The sequence below is a fragment of the Pseudomonas sp. NPDC088885 genome (genome assembly GCF_044750025.1).
GTDB classification, from domain to species: Bacteria; Pseudomonadota; Gammaproteobacteria; order Pseudomonadales; family Pseudomonadaceae; genus Aquipseudomonas; species Aquipseudomonas rustica.
The window spans coordinates 44,047-67,572 of the sequence record NZ_JBIVJB010000017.1; the positions used below are offsets into that span (position 1 = coordinate 44,047).

At 52.0% G+C, this 23,526-nt stretch carries 18 protein-coding genes; 8 read left to right on the forward strand and 10 right to left on the reverse strand.

Annotation, left to right across the window (positions count from 1 at the left end; translation table 11 throughout):
• Positions 1-158 precede the first annotated feature (158 nt).
• The 3 genes from kdpB to kdpF are packed head-to-tail and all read right to left on the reverse strand — an operon-like array spanning position 159 to position 4,019.
• Positions 159-2,216 (reverse strand): potassium-transporting ATPase subunit KdpB, encoded by a 2,058-nt coding sequence (kdpB, locus tag ACIP1X_RS10660; RefSeq protein WP_400751773.1) that lies wholly within the window; start codon positions 2,214-2,216, stop codon positions 159-161.
• Positions 2,217-2,226: 10 nt separating this feature from the next.
• Complete coding sequence (kdpA, locus tag ACIP1X_RS10665; RefSeq protein ID WP_159811558.1) at positions 2,227-3,921, reverse strand: potassium-transporting ATPase subunit KdpA; 1,695 nt, start codon at positions 3,919-3,921, stop codon at positions 2,227-2,229.
• Positions 3,922-3,929: 8 nt separating this feature from the next.
• A complete protein-coding gene (kdpF, locus tag ACIP1X_RS10670; protein WP_007899818.1) occupies positions 3,930-4,019 on the reverse strand; it encodes a K(+)-transporting ATPase subunit F in 90 nt (29 codons plus the stop codon).
• Between the two features lie 400 nt (positions 4,020-4,419).
• Here kdpF and eat point away from each other — a divergent pair, with 400 nt between their 5' ends.
• The 3 genes from eat (at position 4,420) to ACIP1X_RS10685 (ending at position 6,871) form a co-directional block, all read left to right on the forward strand.
• A complete protein-coding gene (gene eat / locus ACIP1X_RS10675) occupies positions 4,420-5,784 on the forward strand; it encodes an ethanolamine permease (RefSeq protein ID WP_400751777.1) in 1,365 nt (454 codons plus the stop codon).
• 222 nt (positions 5,785-6,006) lie between these two features.
• Complete coding sequence (locus ACIP1X_RS10680; RefSeq protein ID WP_080896048.1) at positions 6,007-6,174, forward strand: DUF2897 family protein; 168 nt, start codon at positions 6,007-6,009, stop codon at positions 6,172-6,174.
• Between the two features lie 139 nt (positions 6,175-6,313).
• Positions 6,314-6,871: a TetR/AcrR family transcriptional regulator gene (locus ACIP1X_RS10685; protein WP_212543728.1), complete on the forward strand. Its 558-nt coding sequence runs from the start codon at positions 6,314-6,316 to the stop codon at positions 6,869-6,871.
• On the opposite strand, the gene fabF is transcribed toward ACIP1X_RS10685, so the two are convergent.
• The 4 genes from fabF to ACIP1X_RS10705 form a co-directional block, all read right to left on the reverse strand.
• Positions 6,868-8,142, reverse strand: a complete 1,275-nt coding sequence (fabF, locus tag ACIP1X_RS10690; RefSeq protein ID WP_400751780.1) for a beta-ketoacyl-ACP synthase II — start codon at positions 8,140-8,142, stop codon at positions 6,868-6,870. The two genes, ACIP1X_RS10685 and fabF, sit on opposite strands and share 4 nt — an antisense overlap.
• A gap of 33 nt (positions 8,143-8,175) precedes the next feature.
• Entirely contained in the window at positions 8,176-8,970 is a 795-nt protein-coding gene (locus ACIP1X_RS10695) for an SDR family NAD(P)-dependent oxidoreductase (protein WP_400751782.1), read from the reverse strand.
• A gap of 200 nt (positions 8,971-9,170) precedes the next feature.
• Positions 9,171-9,506 (reverse strand): ComEA family DNA-binding protein, encoded by a 336-nt coding sequence (locus tag ACIP1X_RS10700; RefSeq protein ID WP_400751784.1) that lies wholly within the window; start codon positions 9,504-9,506, stop codon positions 9,171-9,173.
• A gap of 112 nt (positions 9,507-9,618) precedes the next feature.
• Positions 9,619-11,613 (reverse strand): polysaccharide biosynthesis protein, encoded by a 1,995-nt coding sequence (locus tag ACIP1X_RS10705; protein ID WP_400751787.1) that lies wholly within the window; start codon positions 11,611-11,613, stop codon positions 9,619-9,621.
• A 693-nt stretch (positions 11,614-12,306) separates the two neighbouring features.
• Here ACIP1X_RS10705 and ACIP1X_RS10710 point away from each other — a divergent pair.
• The 5 genes from ACIP1X_RS10710 (at position 12,307) to ACIP1X_RS10730 (ending at position 19,858) form a co-directional block, all read left to right on the forward strand.
• Positions 12,307-13,128 carry an ABC transporter permease gene (locus ACIP1X_RS10710; protein WP_400751789.1) on the forward strand — a complete coding sequence of 274 codons (822 nt, stop codon included), beginning with the start codon at positions 12,307-12,309 and terminating at the stop codon, positions 13,126-13,128.
• Positions 13,118-14,398: an ABC transporter ATP-binding protein gene (locus ACIP1X_RS10715; RefSeq protein ID WP_400751792.1), complete on the forward strand. Its 1,281-nt coding sequence runs from the start codon at positions 13,118-13,120 to the stop codon at positions 14,396-14,398. Before ACIP1X_RS10710 ends, ACIP1X_RS10715 begins: the two co-directional genes overlap by 11 nt.
• On the forward strand, positions 14,395-17,589 hold the full coding sequence (locus ACIP1X_RS10720; RefSeq protein ID WP_400751795.1) for a glycosyltransferase: 3,195 nt from the start codon (positions 14,395-14,397) through the stop codon (positions 17,587-17,589). The genes ACIP1X_RS10715 and ACIP1X_RS10720 overlap by 4 nt, the downstream gene beginning before the upstream one ends.
• Positions 17,590-17,654: 65 nt before the next feature.
• A complete protein-coding gene (wecB, locus tag ACIP1X_RS10725) occupies positions 17,655-18,749 on the forward strand; it encodes a non-hydrolyzing UDP-N-acetylglucosamine 2-epimerase (RefSeq protein WP_400751798.1) in 1,095 nt (364 codons plus the stop codon).
• Positions 18,746-19,858: a glycosyl transferase gene (locus ACIP1X_RS10730; RefSeq protein WP_400751801.1), complete on the forward strand. Its 1,113-nt coding sequence runs from the start codon at positions 18,746-18,748 to the stop codon at positions 19,856-19,858. Before wecB ends, ACIP1X_RS10730 begins: the two co-directional genes overlap by 4 nt.
• 40 nt (positions 19,859-19,898) lie before the next feature.
• Here the strand turns inward: ACIP1X_RS10730 and ACIP1X_RS10735 are convergent, their stop codons facing one another.
• The 3 genes from ACIP1X_RS10735 to ACIP1X_RS10745 form a co-directional block, all read right to left on the reverse strand.
• Positions 19,899-20,258, reverse strand: coding sequence for a hypothetical protein (locus tag ACIP1X_RS10735; protein ID WP_400751804.1), 360 nt, complete (start codon positions 20,256-20,258; stop codon positions 19,899-19,901).
• A complete protein-coding gene (locus tag ACIP1X_RS10740) occupies positions 20,255-22,006 on the reverse strand; it encodes an LTA synthase family protein (protein WP_400751807.1) in 1,752 nt (583 codons plus the stop codon). The genes ACIP1X_RS10735 and ACIP1X_RS10740 overlap by 4 nt, the downstream gene beginning before the upstream one ends.
• A 121-nt stretch (positions 22,007-22,127) precedes the next feature.
• A complete protein-coding gene (locus ACIP1X_RS10745) occupies positions 22,128-23,522 on the reverse strand; it encodes a hypothetical protein (RefSeq protein ID WP_332540805.1) in 1,395 nt (464 codons plus the stop codon).
• Positions 23,523-23,526: the final 4 nt, after the last annotated feature.

The following is a 23,526-nucleotide window of genomic DNA, read 5'->3' on the forward strand; positions in this document are numbered from 1 at the left end:
CCCTCTCCCCCAAGGGGGCGAGGGGAAAGGGAGCCGATCGCTGTGCTTTTCAAAACCTGAGTTCGACTCGATAGCTCAGGTCGACGTACCTCTGATAAACCACTCGGTCAGTCCCCTCTCCCTCCGGGAGAGGGCTAGGGTGAGGGGCTCTTCAAGAATCAAACCAAATGCAACGCCGTGAGCAACATGTCGATAGCCTTGATCCCCACAAACGGCACCAGAATCCCGCCCAATCCATAGATCAACAGATTGCGCCGCAACAACGCCGCCGCACTCGCTGCCTGCACGCGCACACCGCGCAATGCCAGCGGAATCAGCACAACGATGATCAATGCGTTAAACACAATCGCCGAGAGAATCGCGCTCTGCGGGCTGGTCAACTGCATGATGTTCAGCACCCCCAGTTGCGGATAAATCGAGGCAAACAGCGCTGGCAGAATGGCGAAGTATTTGGCCACGTCGTTGGCGATGGAAAAGGTCGTCAGCGCACCACGGGTCACCAGCAATTCCTTGCCGATCTGCACCACGTCGAGCAGCTTGGTCGGGTCGCTGTCGAGATCGACCATGTTCGCCGCTTCACGCGCCGCTTGTGTGCCGTCGTTCATCGCCATACCAACGTCAGCCTGGGCCAGCGCCGGAGCATCGTTAGCGCCGTCGCCGCACATCGCAACCAGACGACCGTCGTTTTGCTCGTGACGAATACGCGCGAGTTTTTTCTCTGGCGTGGCTTCGGCGAGCACATCATCCACACCTGCTTCAGCAGCAATCGCCGCAGCGGTCAGCGGGTTGTCGCCGGTGACCATCACGGTGCGAATCCCGAGTTTGCGCAGCTCAGCAAAGCGCTCACGAATCCCTGGTTTAACCACGTCCTTGAGGTGGATCGCACCGAGCAATTTACCGCCCGCGCAAACCAGCAACGGCGTGCCACCGCTCTGCGCGATCTTGTCGATTTCTCGCGCCAGCGCCGGGGCCAGATCCGCGCGTTTCTGACCGAGGAAACTCAGCAGCGAATCCACCGCGCCTTTGCGATACACACGGCCCTGATAGTCGACGCCGGATAAACGCGTCTCGGCGCTGAACGGCACGCCCGTCAGCGTTTCCGGCGCCGGTTCAGCTTGCGGATGCAGACCGCGCAGGTATTCGACGATCGACTTGCCTTCAGCGGTGTCGTCGGCCAGCGAGGCGAACAGCGCGCCCTCGGCCAACTCACGACCATTCACACCCGGCGCGGCATACACCGCGCTGCAGCGACGGTTACCGAAAGTGATGGTGCCGGTCTTGTCGAGCAGCAGCACGTGCACGTCGCCCGCCGCTTCCACCGCGCGGCCAGACTTGGCGATGACGTTGAGGCGCACCAGACGATCCATCCCGGCAATACCGATGGCCGACAGCAGACCGCCAATGGTGGTCGGAATCAGTGTGACCAGCAGCGCCACCAGAAACACCAGCGGCAAGCTGCCGTTAGCGAAATGGGCGAACGGTTGCAGGGTCACCACGACCAACAGGAAGATCAACGTCAGGCCGATCAGCAGAATATCCAGCGCCACTTCGTTCGGGGTTTTCTGGCGTTTGGCGCCTTCGACCAGGGCGATCATGCGATCGAGGGTCGACTCGCCCGGGTTGACGGTGATCTTCACCAGCAACCAGTCGGATACCAGTCGGGTGTTGCCGGTGACGGCCGAACGGTCGCCACCGGACTCGCGAATCACTGGCGCGGACTCACCGGTGATCGCCGCTTCGTTGACCGCCGCGATGCCTTCGATGACTTCGCCGTCACCGGGGATCATTTCCCCGGCTTCGACGCGCACCACATCGCCCTTGCGCAGACTTGCCGCAGGCACGACCTGAAAGCTGCCATTGGCTTGTTTGCGTCGAGCGCTGAGGCCTTCGCTGCCAGCCTTGAGGCTGTCGGCGCGGGCCTTGCCGCGACCTTCGGCCAAGGCCTCGGCGAAGTTGGCGAACAGCACGGTGAACCACAGCCACAGAGCGATTTGTGCGGCGACGAAGGTCGGTACATCGGCATCCGGGAGGAAGCACAGCACGGTGGTGAAAATCGCGGTCAGTTCGACCACCAGCATCACCGGCGAACGCTTCAATTGCCGAGGGTCGAGCTTGACGAAAGCTTGCACCAGCGCCGGCCGCCACAGGGCCGAGATCGCGGTTTTCGCTTGTTCCGGCGCCTTGACGGCAGCGGGTTTGATTGCGGGCATATTCATCGATAAGTCCTCAGAAGCCCATGCTCAGGTGTTCGGCGATTGGGCCGAGCGCCAGAGTCGGCAAGAAGGTCAGGCCGCCCACCAGCAAAATGGTCACGGTCAACAGGGTCACGAACAGCGGGCCGTGGGTCGGGAAGCTGTTCTGGCCGATCGGTGCGGTTTTCTTCATCGCCAGACTGCCAGCCAAGGCCAGAACCGGGAGGATGTAACCGAAGCGACCGATCAACATGCCCAGACCCAACATCAAGTTGTGGAACGGCGTGTTCGCGCTCAGGCCACCGAACGCCGAGCCGTTGTTGGCACTCGCCGAGGTGTAGGCGTAGAGCAACTGGCTGAAACCGTGCGGGCCGGGGTTGCTGATGGTCGCCGCAGCACTGGGCACCGCTGCGGCAATCGCACCGAGCACCAGCACGCCGACCGGCATCACCAGCAAGGTCACCACCAGCAATTGCACTTCCCGCGCCTGGAGTTTTTTGCCGAGGTATTCCGGGGTACGTCCGATCATCAAACCGGCGAGGAACACCGCGATCAGCACGTTGAGCAACATGCCGTAGAGTCCGGCACCGACGCCGCCGAAGATCACTTCGCCGACCATCATGTTGACCAGCGCGACCATGCCGCTGAGCGGGTTGAGGCTGTCGTGCATGCCGTTGACCGAACCGTTCGACGCGGCCGTGGTGGTCACCGACCACAGCACGGTGGCGGTGGTGCCGAAACGTGCTTCCTTGCCTTCCAGCGGCGCGGTCTGTTCAACGGCGGCGTTGTTCAGGGTCGGGTTCGGTTGGTACTCGGCCCACAACGAGGTCGCGCCGCCGATCAGGAACAGCGCCAGCATGCAGGCGATGATCGCGCGGCTCTGACGCAGGTCTTTGACGTAATGGCCGAAGGTGAACACCAGCGCCACCGGGATCAGAATGATCGACGTGACTTCGAACAGATTGCTCCACGCGGTCGGGTTCTCGAATGGATGCGCCGAGTTGACGCCGAAGAAGCCGCCACCGTTGGTGCCCAGTTGTTTGATCGCAATCTGGCTGGCCGCAGGGCCGAGCGGAATCACTTGATCAACGCCCTGCATCGTTACCGCATGCACATACTGCGCGAAGGTTTGCGGCACGCCTTGCCAGACCAGATACAACGCCAGCAGCAGGCACAGCGGTAGCAGGCCATAGAGGGTGGCGCGGGTCATGTCGACCCAGAAGTTGCCGAGGGTTTTCGTCGATTTGCGACCGATGCCACGGCACAGCGCGACCAGTACGGCGAGGCCGGTGGCGGCGCTGACGAAGTTCTGCACGGTGAGGCCGACCATCTGGCTCAGGTAGCTGAGGGTCGCTTCGCCGCTGTAGGACTGCCAGTTGGTGTTGGTCATGAAACTGATCGCGGTGTTGAACGCCTGCGTCCATTCCTGGCCCGGCAGGTTCTGTGGGTTCAGCGGCAAGTGATCCTGGAACAACAGAATCGCGAACAGCAGCAGGAAACCGGCAAGGTTGAACGCCAGCAGCGCCAGGGTGTACTTCTGCCAGCTCTGTTCAGCCTCGGGATCGACACCGGAGATGCGGTAGCAACCGCGCTCGACCGGGCCAAGAATCGGCGTCAGCCAGGTGCGCTGACCTTCCATCACTTTGTAGTAGAAGCGCCCGAGGAACGGCGCCGGCAGCAAGACCAACGCAAAAAACGCGAGGATCAGCCAATAGTCATAACTGTGCATAGCCGCTCCTAGTTCCGATCCGCGCGCAACAGCGCAACCAACAAATAAATGAACAGCCCCACTGCCAGTAGCAGTGACACCCCGTCCAGAACGCTCATGGAAGATCTCCGTGTTACGGCGTATTGCCGCGTGTGGGGTGATTGTCGGAAAGGAGGCTGTAAAGGAACGAGACCGAGGGGGTTGGCTGGGCATAAAGAAAGCGTAAAGAGTGGGTTTAAGCGGCCGTTACATCTGGGTTTTGCGGTGTCTGGGCCGGCCTCTTCGCGAGCAGGCTCGCTCCCACAGGGGGAATGCATTCCAAATTGTGGGAGCGGGCTTGCTCGCGAAGACGGCAGCACAACCAACACCGCACTCAACTGGCGCACAAAATGCAGCTATCTCACTGCAACCATCCCCGATACGACCCCATTCAACTTATTACGACTTATTTCACCGCAATGGCACGCCCACTGCACGCGCCCTCCCCCGAGCTTTCCAAACCGTTCAGGGAGCAAGCGCATGAACACACAACTCAAACCCACGCTGGGCACGTTGCACCTGTGGGGCATCGCCGTCGGCCTGGTGATTTCCGGCGAATATTTCGGCTGGAGTTACGGCTGGGGCGTCGCTGGCACGCTGGGCTTTCTGGTGACTTCGTTCATGGTCGCGACCATGTACACCTGCTTTATCTTCAGTTTCACCGAACTGACCACCGCGATTCCCCATGCTGGCGGGCCGTTTGCCTACAGCCGTCGCGCCTTCGGAGAGAAAGGTGGGCTGATCGCAGGGTTGGCGACGCTGATCGAATTCGTCTTCGCGCCACCGGCGATTGCGCTGGCCATCGGCGCTTATCTGAATGTGCAGTTTCCGGGGCTCGACCCAAAACACGCAGCGGTCGGCGCGTACATCGTCTTTATGGGTCTGAACATTCTCGGGGTGAAACTGGCGGCAACGTTTGAATTGATCGTCTGCGTGCTGGCCGTCGCCGAGTTGCTGGTGTTCATGGGCGTGGTCGCGCCGGCCTTCAGCTTCAGCAACTTCGCTCTGAATGGCTGGGCCGGTTCCGACGTATTCGGCGCACCCGCGATTGCCGGGATGTTCGCGGCGATTCCGTTTGCGATCTGGTTTTTCCTCGCCATCGAAGGCGCGGCGATGGCCGCCGAAGAAGCCAAGGATCCGAAACGCACGATTCCCAAGGCCTACATCAGCGGCATTCTCACTCTGGTTTTATTGGCAATGGGCGTGATGTTCTTTGCCGGCGGCGTCGGTGACTGGCGCACCTTGGCCAACATCAACGACCCACTGCCGCAAGCCATGAAAACCGTGGTCGGCGACAATTCGGGCTGGCTGCACATGCTGGTCTGGATCGGCCTGTTCGGGCTGGTGGCGAGTTTCCACGGGATCATCCTTGGCTACTCGCGGCAGTTCTTCGCCCTCGCCCGCGCCGGTTACCTGCCCGCTTCGCTGGCAAAACTCTCGCGCTTCCAGACGCCGCACCGCGCGATCATTGTCGGCGGCATCATCGGCATCGCGGCGATCTACAGCGACGGCCTGATCAATCTCGGCGGCATGACCCTCACCGCCGCGATGATCACCATGGCGGTGTTCGGCGCGATCGTCATGTACATCATGAGCATGCTCAGCCTGTTCAAACTGCGCAAATCGGAGCCGAACCTGGAGCGTACTTTCCGCGCGCCGTGCTATCCGTTGATCCCGATGATCGCGCTGGTTTTGGCGGTGGTGTGCCTGGTGGCGATGGCGTGGTTCAACGCGTTGATCGGGCTGATTTTCCTCGGCTTCATGGCCGTGGGCTTCGGCTACTTCCTGCTCACCGGCCAGTTGCGCGCCAATGCGCCGGCCGACGCCATGCTCACGGGCCAATAAGTCCCCTGTAGGAGCTGCGGCACGCTGCGATCTTTTGACTTTGCTTGTTAAAAACACAAGATCAACAGATCGCAGCCTTCGGCAGCTCCTACAGGGAATTAAGGTGCTGCAGGGATATCAGGCCTAGAATGGAACCACTGCGAAGTCGCTTCGCTCAAAAGTGGTACGCAGCGTCGCACGGCGAAATCCTCGTCGATCGATCTGCTATTAAGGAGAGCCGTTATGCCCTGGTATGCCTGGTTGATTCTGGTCGTTGCAATCGGCTCGATCGTTGGCGGTTTGATGATGTTGCGAGACACCGCCAACAAGGTCGAACTGACTGATGAAGAACGCAAACGCGTGGCTGCACGCAACGCCGAAGCGGACGCCAAAGAAGCGCAAGACCGCTGAACCAGACCCCGCCCAATCGGCGGGGTTTGTGTTTTTTACACGCTTTGGACTTATCTGCATGCTTTTTAGAAGTAGAAGTACAGTCACCATTTAATTTTGTGTGGTTAAGATGGGGGCATTGTTGCGGAGAGAGTTTCAGATGCGTTACTCGCAGGACCATAAAGCCCAGACCCATCAGCGCATCATCAAGGAGGCCTCGGCACGATTTCGCAAGGACGGAATCGGCGCCACAGGCTTGCAACCCTTGATGAAGGCACTGGGGTTGACCCACGGTGGCTTCTACTCGCACTTCAAATCCAAGGACGAATTGGTGGAGAAGGCCCTGCAAGAAGCCGGCGCACAACTCGACGCGCACTGCGCGATGTTGTTTTCTGAAGAACAACCTCTGGAAGCCTTCATCGACAGTTACCTGTCCGAATGGCACTACACCTCGCCCCATGAAGGCTGCCCGTTACCGACCATGTCTTCGGAGCTCGGTTTGCGCGGACAGCCAAGCCCGACCACCGACGCTGTGCTTAATGCGCGACTCGAGCAAGTGCAGAACACCCTCGGTGGCGAGAGTGCCGCTGATCGCAGCATCGTGATCATGGCCACTCTGTTGGGAGCATTGGTACTTGCGCGTAGCGTCGAAGATCCGGAGCTGGCCCAGCGCATCCTCGGCGTTACGCGCGCGCATCTGAAAAATCAGCAGGACTAGTCTTTCCAGCGTTTGAACAACACGCTGGCATTGACCCCACCGAAGCCGAAGCCGTTCGACAAGGCATATTCGATTGGCATCGAACGCGCCTTGCCGTGCACGATGTACACGCCTTCACTCGCAGGATCCGGATTTTCAAAATTGAGCGTCGGCGGCACCACCTGATCACGAATCGCCAACAGCGTGAAGATCGCCTCCAACCCGCCCGCAGCGCCGAGCAAATGCCCGGTCGATGACTTGGTCGAAGTCACGGCGATTTTGTTTTCTGTACCGAACACACTTTTGATCGCCGCCAACTCGCCGAGATCCCCGACCGGCGTTGAAGTGGCGTGGGCGTTGAGATGCTGCACATCAGAAGCTTTAATGCCGGCCTGAGCCAGTGCCAGCTCCATCGCCCGTCGCGCACCGCTGCCATCTTCAGGCCCGGCAGTCAGGTGATAAGCGTCAGCGCTGGTACCGTAACCGACCAATTCGGCCAGCGGTTTTGCCCCGCGCGCAAGCGCATGCTCCAGTGACTCAATGACCAGCAGCCCGGCGCCCTCGCCCATCACAAAACCGTCACGACCACTGTCGAATGGACGCGAGGCACGTTCCGGCGTGTCGTTGTAACCGCTGGACAGGGCTCGGGCTGCCGCAAAACCAGCAAGGCTGACCCGATCAATCGCCGCCTCCGCACCGCCGCACACAGCAATGTCCGCTTCGCCCGCACGAACCATGCGCGCCGCATCGCCGATTGCCTGAACGCCAGCAGCACATGCCGTTACCGGTGCACCCAACGGGCCTTTCAAACCATGCTGGATCGATACATGACCAGCGGCCAGATTCACCAGGAATGACGGAATGGTGAACGGCGACAAACGTCGCGGGCCACGGCTGTCCGTGGTGCGTACTGCATCGGCGATCGCACCGAAGCCACCTACGCCGGAACCGATGATCGTCGCCGTACGCTCCTGACCCGCAGCGTCGGTCGGATGCCATCCTGCCTGCTCCAACGCCTGCCGCGCCGCCTCCATGGCGAACAGAATGAAGCGATCCATCTTCTTCTGTTCTTTCGGCGGCGTGGCGCGATCGGGATCGAAACCGCCTTCGGCGTCCTCCGCCAGCGTTGGCACTATGCCGCCGACCCAGGTGGGCAAATCAGCGCTCACCGCTTCCGGTAGAGTGCGCAAACCAGATCGCGCGCCCAGTAACCGCTGCCAAACGACTTCGACATCACTGCCCAAAGGCGAAACCAGACCCATCCCGGTAACTACAATTCGACGCTGATTCATACCGCGCTTTCCTCTGACCAACTTGCAAGGGACTTACTTATAACGACTGGCAGCAGCACTGCGGGACAGGTTCGGCGCCATGACATGCCGGGCCGCAACAAACGCTTGCCATTCGCCAGCATCAGGCAGGGAAGGAATGGTGATCAATTCGCCCTGATCCAGACCGGCCAGTGCAGCATCGACCATCTCGCCCGCTTCCATGACCATTTCTGCAGGAATGCCACTGGCATCGATGCCGGAGCGTTCCCAGATTTCGGTTCGGGTCACGCCAGGCAGCACGGCTTGAATCTTGACGCCCGTGCCGTCGAGTTCAGCATGCAGCGATTGAGTCAGGCTCAACACATAAGCCTTGCTCGCACTGTACGTGGCGTTGAAACGCTCGGGGAACAGCGCCACTACTGAGGCGATATTAATAATCGTGCCGCGTCCGGCTTTGGCAAAACTCGCTGCCGCAGCCGAAGCCAAACGAGTCACCGTGGTGACGTTAAGCTGAATCAGACGCTCGAGCTTATCCATATCGGCATTGGCCAACAGACCATCAGCGGCAACCCCGGCATTGTTCACCAACAGGCTGATGCTTGAGTCGCTGCGAAGACGTTGCTCGAGTTTGAGCACATCATCCTTTTGCGTCAGATCCGCTTTAAGCACTTCAACCTGAATGCCGTGGGCCTCGCGCAAATGGCTCGCGGTGGTTTCCAGACGCTCCTTGTCACGCGCCACCAGCAGCAAATCGAACCCGCGGGTAGCCAACCTTTCTGCGTAAATCGCACCAATGCCTGACGATGCGCCGGTGACGAGAGCGGTACCTTGGGGCTTAACAGCATTCATGACGGTGCTCCTGAAATTCACAAAAGGAAAATGGGTTTCGATCATTGATCGCGAAATTATTATAGGCATAATTTAAACGCAATATGATAGCCGTAATTTTTAGCTGTCCGACGAACGCTCGCGAAATCCCCTACTGGGTCTGCCCGCCAGAAAACAGAAAGGCCGGTCAATGACCGGCCCCTTGGCGTTGAACAATCAGCTTAGTTCACTTCCAGCTTTTCACGATTACGATCAAGTATCGCTTTACCGATGCCCTTCACTTCCAGCAATTCATCCACCGATGCGAACGGGCCATTTGTTTCACGATACGCAACAATCGCTTTAGCCTTGGCTGCCCCGACACCCGACAGTTCCTTCTGCAGGGTCGCCGCATCCGCGTCATTTAGATCAAGTTTCGAATGCTCTGGGATCGCTGCCGTCTCGATGACGAGAGGCGCCTTTGAAGTCTCTGAGATCGTCGCTGGCGCCGCTGCGGCGGCGATCGAGACGCTGGCAAACAGAGCAAAAATCAAAGAATAGAAGTAACTGGTACGCATAGTTGAAGCTCCATGACATCGAATTGAGAAGCAGCTTTTCCCAAGCTGCTTCTCAACCCTAGGTCATGGTGGGCACAAGTCAAAAGTGTGTACGTTACTGGATGTGAAACAATCAGGGCTCGAGGCGGCGTTGCTGGTAGATCCAGTCGACGATCTCGCCGTCGGGGGTGTAGCCGGAGACGGTTTCTCGCAGGAGTTGGCGGACGCGGGTGTAATCATCCTTCTCGACAGCAACCAACAGCTCGCTCAAGCGCCCCTTCAAAACATCCCAGGGCAGATGATCTTCGCTGGCCGTCATGATCATCGGGTGCGAAGTCGCTGCGACGTTATCGCCAATCAAAAGCTCCTCGTAGAGTTTTTCGCCAGGGCGCAATCCGGTGAAATCAATAGAAATGTCACCATGCGGATTACGATCAGAGCGAATACTCAAGCCGGACAGGTGAATCATTTTCTCGGCCAGTTCGACAATTTTGACCGGCTCGCCCATGTCCAGTACGAAGACGTCGCCACCTTGCCCCATTGAACCGGCCTGAATAACCAGTTGCGCGGCCTCTGGAATAGTCATGAAGTAACGAGTGATTTTCGGGTGTGTAACTGTCAGTGGCCCACCAGACTTGATCTGACTGTGAAATAACGGAATCACCGAGCCGGACGAGCCTAGCACATTGCCGAAACGCACCATTGTGAAGCGGGTTTTGTTGACCTGTGAGACATTCGCCTTATCGCCGAACATGACCGGAGCAATTTCCCTGCTGAGCGCTTGTAAAGTCAACTCTGCAAGCCGCTTAGTGCTTCCCATTACATTGGTTGGCCTGACGGCTTTGTCGGTCGAGATAAGAACAAAGTTAGAAACACCTGACTGCAATGCCGCTTGTGCTGTATTGAGCGTGCCGATGACATTATTAAGAACGCCCTCAGCGATATTGTGCTCAACCATGGGTACATGTTTATAGGCTGCCGCATGATAGACAGTATCAACCTTCCACGTTTGCATGATGTCGTGCAACTTTTCTACATGGCGGATTGAGCCAAGAATCGGCAACACTTGCACGGCGACAGCTTCCCGACATCCACGCTGCTCAAGTTCAGAAAGAATACTGTATAAATTGAACTCACTGTGTTCAAACAACAACAGCGTGGTCGGGCTGAGTGAAAAAATCTGACGGCACAGTTCGGATCCTATGGACCCCCCTGCGCCCGTGACCATGACAGTTTTTCCCGTAATGCAGCGCGCTAAAAGGTCAGGCTGCGCTGGAACCGCATCTCGCCCGAGAAGATCGGCGATATCAACTTCCTGTATATCATCGACTTTAACTCGCCCACTGGCCAGGTCTGTAAAATTAGGTACGCTTCGGACATGAAGGGGAAACCCCTCCAATAAATTAAGGATTTCGCGACGTCTAGCGCGGGTAGAAGACGGCAGCGCCAGAAGTATTTCCTCAGCCCCGGTCACGTCGATCATCTGCTGGATGTGTCTGGGCTTGTAGACCTGAAGCCCGGAAATAGAACGCTCGGCGATACTGGCATCATCATCAACAAAGGCCACCGGGCGCATGGTGCGCCCCATTCGAAGCGCAGCAACCAGTTGATTACCCGCAACACCGGCTCCGTAAACTGCGACCTTGGTGAGGCCGTCATCCCGACTGGTAAAGGGTACGTGCTGGGCAGCAATGAACCAGTCACCCATGAAATATTGACGCATACACAAGCGTAATCCGCCGATAATCACGAGGCTCAGCCACCAGTAATTGAAGATAATGGAACGCGGAATCACCGCTTCATGGTTGCTGTACCAATAGACCACCAATGCCAGAATCAAAGACGAAAGACTCACCGCCTTAATGATGACAACTAGCGCATCATTACCGAAATAACGCATTACCGCCCGGTACATGCCAAATCGTATAAACAACGGAATGGCGACCAAGGGAGCGCAGAGAAATAGCCAAAAGTGAACCCGAAAAGGATTGTACATATCGTCTATGCCGAGGCGGACGATAAAGGCGAGCCACAGCGCTAACCAAACAAGCAAGCAGTCCGTCGTCACTTGCAGCAGCCGTTTTTGCCGTCGAGGCAGACTCAGCAAGAAAACCCTGAATTTATCCATAAATCTGGCGCTCCCCCTCACCTCATCGAATTTTTCTTTGCAAAATCAAATGTAGTATTACACGAAATAAGTACCCCACGCGGCTCGCGAAGAGCGGCGACTGGGCTTCGAGGGGGGAGCCCCCCCAGCGACACCTGGAAGAAGGCAATATGCCAGCGTCACTTCCAGAGCTTCCGACTTTAAAATGTGTGAGCGTCGGGCAAAAATATGTAGCCAGAGCCTTCAAAACCTTACGAAAGGTTGGGAAAAAACTCAAAAACTCATCGAATTTTTTCGTCCATAGCACTGCTTCCTTTAATACGGCCTACTGCCAGCCCACTCAAAACGCCTACCCTTCGTCGAAATTACAGGACATCGTTCTCCCATGGCCCGCGTTTATCTACGCCCGACCGGCTTGAGCGCCGAATTCTCGTGGGGGTTCCGAGCCTACTTTAAATACATCAAAAACGGCGATTACAGGGTGAAATTCCATAGCCCGATACGATACCATGCGCGTCTCGAACGTAACCCTGAGCTCACCGAACCGGGCGAGCCCTTGAGCGACCTGTCGCTCCTTTTTTCAAGGCAATATACGCATGGATTCGTACCAACAATTTGAGCTTTTTCCGACTTGCTCAACAAACGGGTAGCATTTCATCACTGCCAAAATTGAATGCCGCAAAGCCTCTGCATTAGAAATCGAGTCAAACACTGATGAAAAATTATTCAGCTAGCCCGTTAGAAATGATAAATAGTTTTTGGTGCAACAAGCGTTTGATAATGCAATTGAGCAAACGCGAAGTCCTCGGACGCTACCGCGGTTCGACGCTGGGTCTATCATGGTCTTTTTTCAACCCGATTTTAATGCTTGTCATATACACCTTCGTATTTTCGGTCGTATTCAAAGCACGCTGGGGTGTATCTGCCGACGAAAGCAAAACTGACTTTGCAATCATTCTATTCGTAGGACTACTCATCCATGGCTTATTTGCAGAGTGCATAAACAAAGCTCCCGGACTAATAACTTCAAACGTCAGTTACGTAAAAAAGGTAGTTTTTCCGGTCGAGGTGCTTGCATGGGTCGCTTTTATGTCGGCGCTGTTTCACGCCGCGATCAGTCTAGTAGTATTATTACTGGCCCAGCTTGTGTTCAAACACAGCATTCCATGGACAGCGATACTACTCCCCTTTGTCTTACTCCCACTGTTCCTGAGTATCATGGGACTTAGTTGGCTTTTTGCTTCGCTTGGCGTTTACCTTCGGGACATTACGCAAATAACAGTAATGTTTACGACAGTCATGTTATTTATGTCCGCTGTGTTTTTTCCTGTTACAGCGCTTCCAGAGAAATATCAGGTCTGGATACGCATCAACCCGCTGGCGTACATTATTGAGCAAAGTCGTAACGTGCTCATTTTCGGTCAAGTACCAGACCTTCTGACTTGGAGCATAATGCTAGTGATCGGCGGAGTCGTCGCTTGGTGTGGTTTTGCCTGGTTTCAAAAAACGCGCAAGGGGTTTGCCGATGTACTCTGATCCGGTAATCAGCGTCGAAAATCTGAGCAAGTGTTATGAAGTGTATAACAAGCCGCACCAGCGGTTGCTACAAATGCTCTTCCGTGGAAAGCGAAAGTACTTCAACGAATTCTGGGCTCTTAAAAATGCTTCATTCAAAGTTAGAGCCGGCGAAACGGTAGGTATAATTGGAAGCAACGGCTCCGGAAAATCCACGCTATTACAAATGCTCTGCGGCACGTTGAATCCGAGTGGCGGCGAGATCCACGTACGCGGACGTATCGCTGCGCTGCTTGAGCTTGGTGCCGGTTTCAACCCCGAATTTACCGGAAAGGAAAACGTTTATCTCAATGCCGCTATTCTAGGGTTAACGCTTGCGGAAATTGAAGCGGCATACGCTGACATAGAAGCTTTTGCAGAGATCGGCGAGTTCATCGATCAGCCAGTAAAAACCTATTCCTCCGGGATGTATGTGCGCCTCGCGTTTTCAGTCGCCGTGCATACCAAACCAAGTATTTTAGTAGTTGACGAAGCCCTTTCTGTGGGCGATGCGCGCTTCCAGGCGAAATGCCTGGATCGCATTAAGCAGATGAAGGAGTCCGGCGTCAGCATTTTATTCGTATCGCACGATGTTGCAGCTGTCCGGACTCTATGTGACCGTGCTCTGTGGCTTGATAAAGGAACTGTTCGGGCCATCGGTGAAGTATTTCCTGTTACCGCGCAATACACCGAACATCTTTTCGACCGCAAGCCCGAGAAAGCCCCTGACATTTCTGCACCCGAAGCCAAGCCCCAAAAGCGAGAGGTTCTTCAACCAATCAATCAATGGGGTTCGCACATTGGAATTATCCAGAGCGCTGGCGTTTACGATGCTGAAGGTATCCAAAAGAATCTTTACACTGATCACGAAAAGATGATCATCAAGATAAAATTTAAAACTCAATCGTTAAATACCATTGAGGGACTGTCTGTTTCGTTCTCATTTAAAAATCTCGCAGGTAGCGATCTTATCGTTGGCAGCACCTGGAATCAAAAACTAAGTTTCACCGCTGATAATGGTGACACTCAGGAAGTTTGCTTTGAAGTTGATAATTACTTGTGCTCCGGTGACTATCTTCTGGTTGCAGCCATTGAAAACCGATCATCAGCAGCGATTCATTATTATGAGTACGTGGAAGGGGCACAGTACTTTTCTTCTTCATTTATAGGTAACGCTTCCGGTCAATTCATGCCGAGAATCTCGATGGTCATTTCAAATGATTCCGTGAGAACAGGAACACTTACACCATGAAAAAAACGACAGATGATAAAAAGCCGGCTGGTGAAGTTAACTCCAAGACTTACTGGGACTATCGGTTCTCAAATGACTGGGAAGAAAATTTTGGCCGCGAGCAAAGCATTTTTTTCAGCGAAGTTGCCGTCAACGGTTTTCCGGCTTGGCTGACACACCAGATAAAAGATCAACAGCTCACGATGTGCGATTGGGGCTGCGCGCAAGGAGACGGAACACAAAACCTCGCCAACCGATTACAATTACCAGAACTCGTTGGCGTCGATTTCTCTCCCGAGGCAATCGCCAAAGCACGCGCTGCTTACCCCAAACATCTGTTTATCTGTGACGACTTCCTCGGGGAAAGCTCCAGCCCTGCATGGGATGTGTTGTTTTCATCCAACACGCTCGAGCATTTCGCTGAACCATGGGACGTACTGGACAAGGTGCGCACAAAGGCGAAAAAATTCATCGCTCTCCTGCTACCGTTCAGAGAGAAAGACCTGATCGACGAGCACTTTTATTCGTTTGACTTCGATAACATACCTGCCAGCTTCGGGACATGGGCACTGACACATAGCAGTGTTACAGATACCTCCCAGGATCAGCCGAATTATTGGCCAGGCGAGCAAATACTTCTCGTCTACTCAAACTTGGACAACCACGAAGCTACGAAGCTTTACCTACAAAATTTGAATATCGAACCAAACAGCCAGTTAAGGGACAAGATGGACCTGCACCGCCAACTACTGAAAACACAATACGACGAATTTGAAAAAGTTCGCGAAAGCCTTGAGGCACGCCAGACAGAGCTGCTCCTAATACACGCGGAAACGCAAGCAGCATTGAAAGCAAGCGAAGAAACACAGCGCATCACTGCCGAAGCTCACAACCTCGTAGTCGACCAGCTTAATAGCAAAGCTGAACAGCTTCACAGTGAAGCTGAACAACTGCATAACCAAGTTGAACAGCTTAACAATACTGTTGAGCAGCTCCACGCCGATGCCAAGCAGCTGAATAGCGAGGTTGAACACCTTCATATTATTGAGGCTCAATATACGAAGGTCATCGAAAGTAAGTCCTGGATACTGACCAAGCCCCTGCGGCTCGCCATGCGCATCGCGCGCCACGGTATAACTGCAGGAGACAAACGCTCGTTAAAAAACAAACTGCGTGGTGTCTACCACAGGCTTCCGCTTTCGACAGCAGTGAAAAAGACCGTTCGTCAATCATACTCCACGATTGTTGAAGCTCCGATTTCCGCCGTAAAAACGCAGCTGATGAGCGTTAATTTATTTGAGCTCCCCTCCCTGCGTCCTGCTCCGCAACAGGAAGGTCTTGCCGACTATATATTTTGGGGGGTAATTGACTGGCACTTCCGTCATCAACGACCACAACAACTGGCTCAAGCACTGGCAAGCGCAGGTCGCAGGGTCTTTTATGTTTCCGTAAATTTGATTGACGACCCGAGACCTGGCTTCCATGTTGAGCAACTGGATACGCACGGCCGCCTGTTCCAAATCAATCTTTACGCTAAGGGCTCTCCGGTAATTTACACCACCGCGCCAAGTTTCGACATTTCAGAGCAACTCAGAGGTTCGATCGGACAGGTACTGAACTGGGCAGGTACCCGCCAAATCGTTTCAATGATTCAACATCCGTTCTGGTACGAAACCTGCAACATGCTTCCTGATAGCGAAGTAGTTTATGACTGCATGGATCACCACGAAGGGTTTGGTAATGTATCCGAAGAAGTGTTGTCTATTGAACGCGCTTTGATGCGCAACGCAGACATTACGATTACAACCTCTACGTGGCTTGATGAAATTGTTTCAAAACACACACACAACAGGGTCCTGATCCGAAACGCCGGAGAATACGACCACTTTGCCAACCGCCCCGGCAACGTTTACACCGATCCGCAGCAACGTAAGATCATCGGTTATTACGGTGCAATTGCCGAATGGTTCGACGTAACGCTGATGGAGAACGTCGCCAAGGCGTTTCCACAACATTGCATTCTGATGATTGGTGCCGATACTGTTGGCGCTCGCGAGAAACTTGCTCATCTGGATAACGTGATATTTACAGGTGAAATGCCTTACGGCGAATTACCAAAATACGTTCACGCCTTTGACGTCTGCTTACTTCCTTTTCAAGTGATTCCTCTGACTCTTGCAACCAACCCAGTCAAGGTCTATGAGTATCTTAGCGCCGGAAAACCAGTGGTATCCGTGGATTTGCCAGAGATAAAACAATTCGAAAATCTGGTGCATGCGTGCCCGACCACTGAGGATTTCATTCGTGCAATCAGTGAAGAGCTGGAGACACCAAATGCATCCGAGCGCATTCCTGCGCGCCAGGCATTTGCCAGAAATCAGACATGGGGACATCGCGCGGTACAGATGATCAAGCGCATTGAGCAAGAACGGTGCGTGCCCCGAGTGAGCGTGGTTGTAGTGACGTACAACAACATCGAACTCACCAAAGCCTGCTTGGCCAGTATCGTCGAGTACTCCAACCACGAAAATCTTCAGATCATTGTCGTCGACAATGCTTCCGCTGACGGAACCCCCGCTCTACTCACGGACTGGGTGTCTCAGGGTGAAAATCGTAAAATCATTCTGAACGATGATAATCGCGGTTTCGCCGCAGCGAATAACCAAGGCTTGGCCATTGCTGACGGTGAGTTCCTCGTTCTTCTGAACAACGATACATTTGTCACCCCGGGCTGGATTCGTACAATGTACCGCCACCTGGAGCGTAACAAATCAGTCGGTATTGTTGGTCCAGTTACCAACAACATAGGCAATGAAGCAAAAATCCAGATTGCCTACCAAAACATGGAAGAAATGCAGGTCGAAGCCGCTAAATACACACTTAGCCACATCGGAAAACTACAGCCCATTCAAACGGTCGCATTTTTCTGTGTCATGTTTCCACGCAAAGTTTATGAGGATGTAGGGCCACTGGATGAAGCGTTCGGGCGAGGCTTTTTTGAAGATGACGACTATTGCCGTCGAATCGAACAACTTGGCTTAACGATCGCTTGTGCTGAAGACGTATTTATCCATCACCACCTTTCAGCTTCTTTCAATAAGCTTAAAAGTGCCGATCGTCAGGCGTTGTTTGATCAAAATAAAGCTACATATGAAGCAAAGTGGGGCACTTGGACTCCACACGCATACAAAAATGACGAAACTAACAGCTAACTCGATATTCAATGCGTCGAGCAAGATGGCTCGTCATTTAATAAAATTTACATAGGAACGTTTGTATGAAAATTATGTGCACTGTTGGTACCCGGCCAGAAGCGATCAAGATGGCACCCGTGATCCTCGCCCTCAAGGAACAGTCTTGGGCCGAAGTTCGGGTACTGGCAACAGCACAGCATCGTCACATGCTCGATCAAGTGATGAATTTCTTCGGGATCGTTCCCGACATTGATCTGAACATCATGAAGCCTAACCAGACGCTGACGGAGTTGACGGCCAGGTTGCTGTTGGAGTTGGATAAGGTATTACTTGAAGAAAAACCTGACGTTGTTCTCGCCCAAGGTGATACGACGACTGTTTTCGCGATGTCTCTCGCTTGCTTCTATCGCCGTATACCGTTTGGTCACGTGGAGGCTGGCCTCCGCACGTGGGATATGCAGAACCCGTTTCCTGAAGAAGCCAATCGTGTATTGGCGGGCCGGTTAACAAAATGGCATTTCGCCCCGACCCAAAGTTCAAAAGACAATCTGCTGCGTGAAGGTATCGCTAATCAGGATATTACCGTGACGGGTAACACCGTCATCGACGCATTGTTAATGACAGCTGCAAAAGATCTCACCCTGGGAATCGAACTTGACGACAGCAAACGCTTGATACTGGTGACTTCGCACCGTCGTGAAAATTTTGGCGCCCCTTTCAAAAATATTTGCCGTGCCCTGAAAACACTCGCCGAGCGAAATCAGGATGTGCAGATTTTGTATCCAGTTCACCCTAATCCAAATGTGAAAGACATCGCCTACGAGATGCTATCGGAGGTGTCGAACATTATTCTGTGCGACCCACTGGACTACTCGCCATTCATTGCCGCAATGAAAAAATCCTACCTGATTATCAGTGACTCCGGTGGCGTACAGGAAGAGGCGCCAGCACTGGGAATTCCGGTACTTGTACTTCGCGACGAGACTGAGCGACCAGAAGCAGTTGATATGGGCGTAGTAAAACTCGTAGGCCCAAATTACGATCTTATTCTAACTGAAGCCCAAACGTTGCTAGACGACCCTCAAGCCTACAAGGCAATGGCACGGGGCGTTTCGCCTTACGGTGATGGTAAGGGCGCTCAGCGTATCGTTGAAGTTCTCAAAGAGTTCTGCGCTTGACAAGGCTGGTTTACCTATCACCGGTTGCCTGGACTAGTTTCGCGCAAAGACCGCAAAAATTCGCCCGCTGGTTTCACAAGAAAACCGGCGGCGATGTTTTGTGGGTTGAACCTTATCCAAGTCGTTTCCCCTGTTTGGCCGACTTCAAAAAAATAGGGGTAAACGACAAAATTGACGGCGAGCATTCAGAGCCTTGGTTAAGCGTGCTCAAACCTCGAGCGCTACCGTTAGAACCACTTCCGGCATCTGGACTGCTCAACAGAACGCTATATTGGTCCGAACTTATACAAGAAATAAAAAAATTTTCTAACCAGCAAGAAACTTTGCTGGTTGTTGGCAAACCCACCGTACTAGCACTGCAAATCCTCAAAGAACTTAAGAACTGCAAATCAGTTTACGATGCAATGGATGACTTCCCGACTTTTTTCAAGGGGCTCTCAAGATCAGCTATGGCTCGTCGTGAGTTGCGGATAGCAAAGGCTGCTGATGTCGTCATGGCATCTTCGACGCAGTTAAAAACAAAGTGGAGCAAACAACATAACAATGTAAAGTTAGTACCTAATGGACTTGACTCATCTTTATTGCCGGCGAAGTTGAGCACAATGAGTACAGTCTCGCCCAAGGTATTCGGCTACTTAGGCACAATCGGCGCTTGGTTTGACTGGCAGTGGGTTATTGATCTTGCTGAATCGCGCCCAAATGATTTAGTTCATGTTATAGGACCGGTATTTAACCGTTCAAGCATAAGACTCCCTGAGAACCTGAAAATTTTCGCTCCTTGCAGCCATCAAGATGCTTTGGTAAGAATGCTGTCATTTGACATTGCAATAATTCCTTTCTTACGAAATGAGTTAACTGCCTCCGTTGACCCTATAAAATATTATGAATACAAAGCGTTAGGTTTGCCGATAATCTCAACTCGCTTTGGTGAAATGAACCAGCATTGCAGTGAAAAAGGTGTATACCTCTGCGATCACAGACTTGAAATGAATGAAGCAATTTCATCCGCACTAAATTACACAACCACCGCTGCAGAATCTGAAGTGTTCAGAGTTGCGAATGACTGGGATGCAAGGTTCGACGCTGCAGAGTTATTCGAAATGATCTAGCAGGCTGTATATCCCCTGCGTTAACCCATCATGACTCTCATCATTCGCCGAATTCAGCGCCCACGCAGCGCGTGGTATCTACGGTTCGTCTAGCCAAGAAATTATTATTCTGATCCCTCAGTACAAACGTTAGCCCATCAGATACCCATGCACCCGTTTTAAGCGTTCCAATAAGTGGTCCAGAACTCCACAACGTCTCTGGCTCCCCGACTTTCGTCACATAGACAGCTACAGACGTCACGCCCGGTTTAGTAATAGCCCAGCTTAACTCTGAAATATTAGCGGGTTGGGCGCATGAGTCAAAACGATGCGGTTGCACATCAAAATTTACATCCCGACCTGCAAACTTGTAACAAGCCACAAAAATCAAAAATACAAGTAAAATAAGTTTGAGTTTCACTTACCCAATACTCTTTGGTTAATATATTCGGAAAACTTTCCCTGCACTTGCAATCTAACCACTGAATGCAATGCCTGAAGTTCAGATTCTGAAGCACTGCCCCCTTCCGTCCGTGCAAAAGCATTCAGTAAATTTAAATATTGAGACGACCTTATTCCAGCCCTATTAAATACAGCTGCGCCAAGGGCCCAAGAAGTCTGAATATTGAAAGCTTCACCAGGTACATTTGTGAATACCACCCATGGAACCTGTTGTGACTTTGCAGGAAGACCATTCTTGAACGATAGTTCGTTGTATACAGAAACAAATGAAGGGAGATGATCACCATAAAAAGCCAGTATATAAGGCTTATTTCGTTTCTCTAGATAATCATGAAGCCTACCCAATTGTGCATCTGCGTTATGTATGTGCCCCAAATAGGTCTGTAACTCAGATTGTGCTTCTGGACTTAACGATCGAAGAATACCGCTATTGCCATACTTATCTAAGGTGGAGTCTTTTGAAGAATAAGGACCATGCGCTTCTATGCTCACAGCGAAAACAAATTTCCTTTCGTTATGATTATCAAACTGATGAATAATCAAATCTGTCAAACTCTGATCCGACATAAAGAAACCGTTTTTTTTCGAATCTTCCAAAAAATCGGTGATAGTTAGAAATTTATCGAAATGTGCTTTCTTGAAAAACTCGGTCCTGTTCCAAAAACTGCCGGTGTTACCGTGAATCGCGAGTGTAGAATAACCCGATTTTTTTGCCTGAGCTGCGAGTCCGTCAACATCAGTAGAATCGAGTTGCATGTAAGGAAACTCGATTTTTGGATAAGCCAATAAAGGGCAGCCTGAAAGAACTTCATATTCCGTCCGTATAGTGCCACCACCGAACGTAGGAACCTTCATATAGCCTGCCCTCCCTTGTTCAACCGCGGCAGCGTAAACAGGCACGGCAGCGCGCAGTTCATCCGCCCCCTTAAAAAGAGTCGGATCGGAAAATGCTTCACTCTGTACGATAATAATATCGGGCATATTCTCTTGGTCGGAAACAGAAGCAGATACACCTTGATCCGAACCATATTTGTCAACGATATAATCAACATCCCGATAATTCACTGGTTCATCGTTGGCAGCCTTATCTTTAATAAAATTATAAATAATCTTGCTAATCACACCTGCGTGCAAAACACTGGTTTGATCGTTCCACGAAAAGCGCATCAGTCTGAAATCGTAAAGTTTATCAGCAGAACCAAAATAACCCGCAATAGCCAACAACCCGGTAAAAATACACGAGGCTAAAAGCCTTGCCTTGGATCTCTTTCTAAACACTCTACCTTCAACAAAAATAAATACAAATGCCAATATAAGCGCCATCGCAATCGACAACGCTAGCCATTTTACATCGACGTAACTTTTGAATAAGTCAATCGCCCCACGATCCAAATATCGAACAAAAAGAAAATCTTCACTCGACAAGGGCCGACCAAGATATTCATTCTTTTTGAAACTTGCAAAATAGAACAAAGCACCCGAGGCCAGCGCGATCAAAAACGAAGCAATTAATCTATTAATTAATAACAAAAAAAATATGAAAATTATAAAAAAAGGCAGGAAGTTACCGACACTTCCCCAAGTAACCAAGTATACGCCAGGCTCCAATCCAAGCGAAATACGATCTAACCACCAAATTAATGCCCATAGCGTTACGCTGAGTATGAATACACTTGACCAAGACGCAACCAGACGACTGTAACGCATGCACATCACCTGCAATTCAAACCGGCCCTAAATGAGGGACCGGTTTAACATAAGTGTTCCAACAAATTGTATAAGCGTTTTCCAAAGGGCTAACTTTAGCCAACCCTCTATAAGTAATTCTCTACTTACCTGGGGAATATACAACGCAATGAGAATTCATTCTTAAACCCAAAGTATTGTCTGGAAGCTCTGCGCCTGACTTCGATACACTGAGTTCCAACGCGGAACTATCACCAATGCGATTCCTTCCGGTCACCATTCTATAAAGCACGTGCTCTGGAGCACCGGCGTCCGCTTGAAAATCAACATGAGCAGGTCGATTACTCGATGCATACGCGGACTCAGTCGAAATTTGAGCAGTGTTCATACACTGGCCAATGGAATACACAAATGCTTGATTAAAGAGAGTATGACTAAAAAGAACTGCAAGTGCGCTTAGTCCTATTAATTTTGGAATTGGATACTCTTTCCAGTTCTGAATAATAAGAATTCCCACAGCAACGCTTAAAATTATTGATGAGCCATAAAGATAATGGGCAGCCTTGATTGGAATTAGAAGAACAGGTGCGAGGAATAAAAAATAACCACACACATATATGAAAAAAGCTTTCAATCCGTAAACACGCACAAGCGCCAGGCACACAAGCGCGTGTAGAGCAATTGCCGCACACATATTAACCGTTGATACAAAAACCCAATTTCCTGCTTCACCAGTCAGAATAAGAAACGGGTAAGCCAAATATACAAAAACGCCCTCAGGCACGTTATGTATAGATGCTTTATAAGCACTAACATCAGGACTACCGAACGATGCAATCAGCGCCGGCAATCGATAGAGCATGAACAACAAAACTGGCAAACACCAAACAATAGCCGCTTGCCAAAACCGTTTTGTTTTGATGACCTGCGGGTCTGCCAGAATGATAATACACATTAAAGCAGGTAGGATAACCGCCGTTTCTTTAGACAGCATTGAAAGGCCTGAAAAAAGAAAGACCAATAACAATCTGAATAAGTTGCTTCCCAAGCGTACGTACTGATCAGCGCAGATAAAGGCTGCAATACCGAACAAAATATACCACCTATCCATCAATGCAGCTGACCAGCCGGTTGCCAATATACCCAGAGGGTTGATGATGAAAACCAAAGAGATCGTTAATGCCAAGGACCGCTTAACGTTTAACTGCTTGCATGCAGTATAAATAAGACAGCCAACCGCCGCGTGGGTAAGAACAGCAAATAGATGCACTACGACTGGCAATCGTTCCATGAACAACGCCAATAGTCCCTGAATCAAAAAGGAGAACGGACGTACGGGAACGCCAAAATTGCTTCCTTGCTGTAATGCAACATATGTTTCGAGATAACTTTTAAGCCCGCTCGCCTTTATATGATCAAGTTTCTGCAACTCATCATGATTAAAATAACCGGGGTTAGCAATGAGCAGCAATAAAGCAACTATTGCAAAACTAAATATTATTAAATAATCAATGTTTCTTTCACGGAACAAATTCATTGCA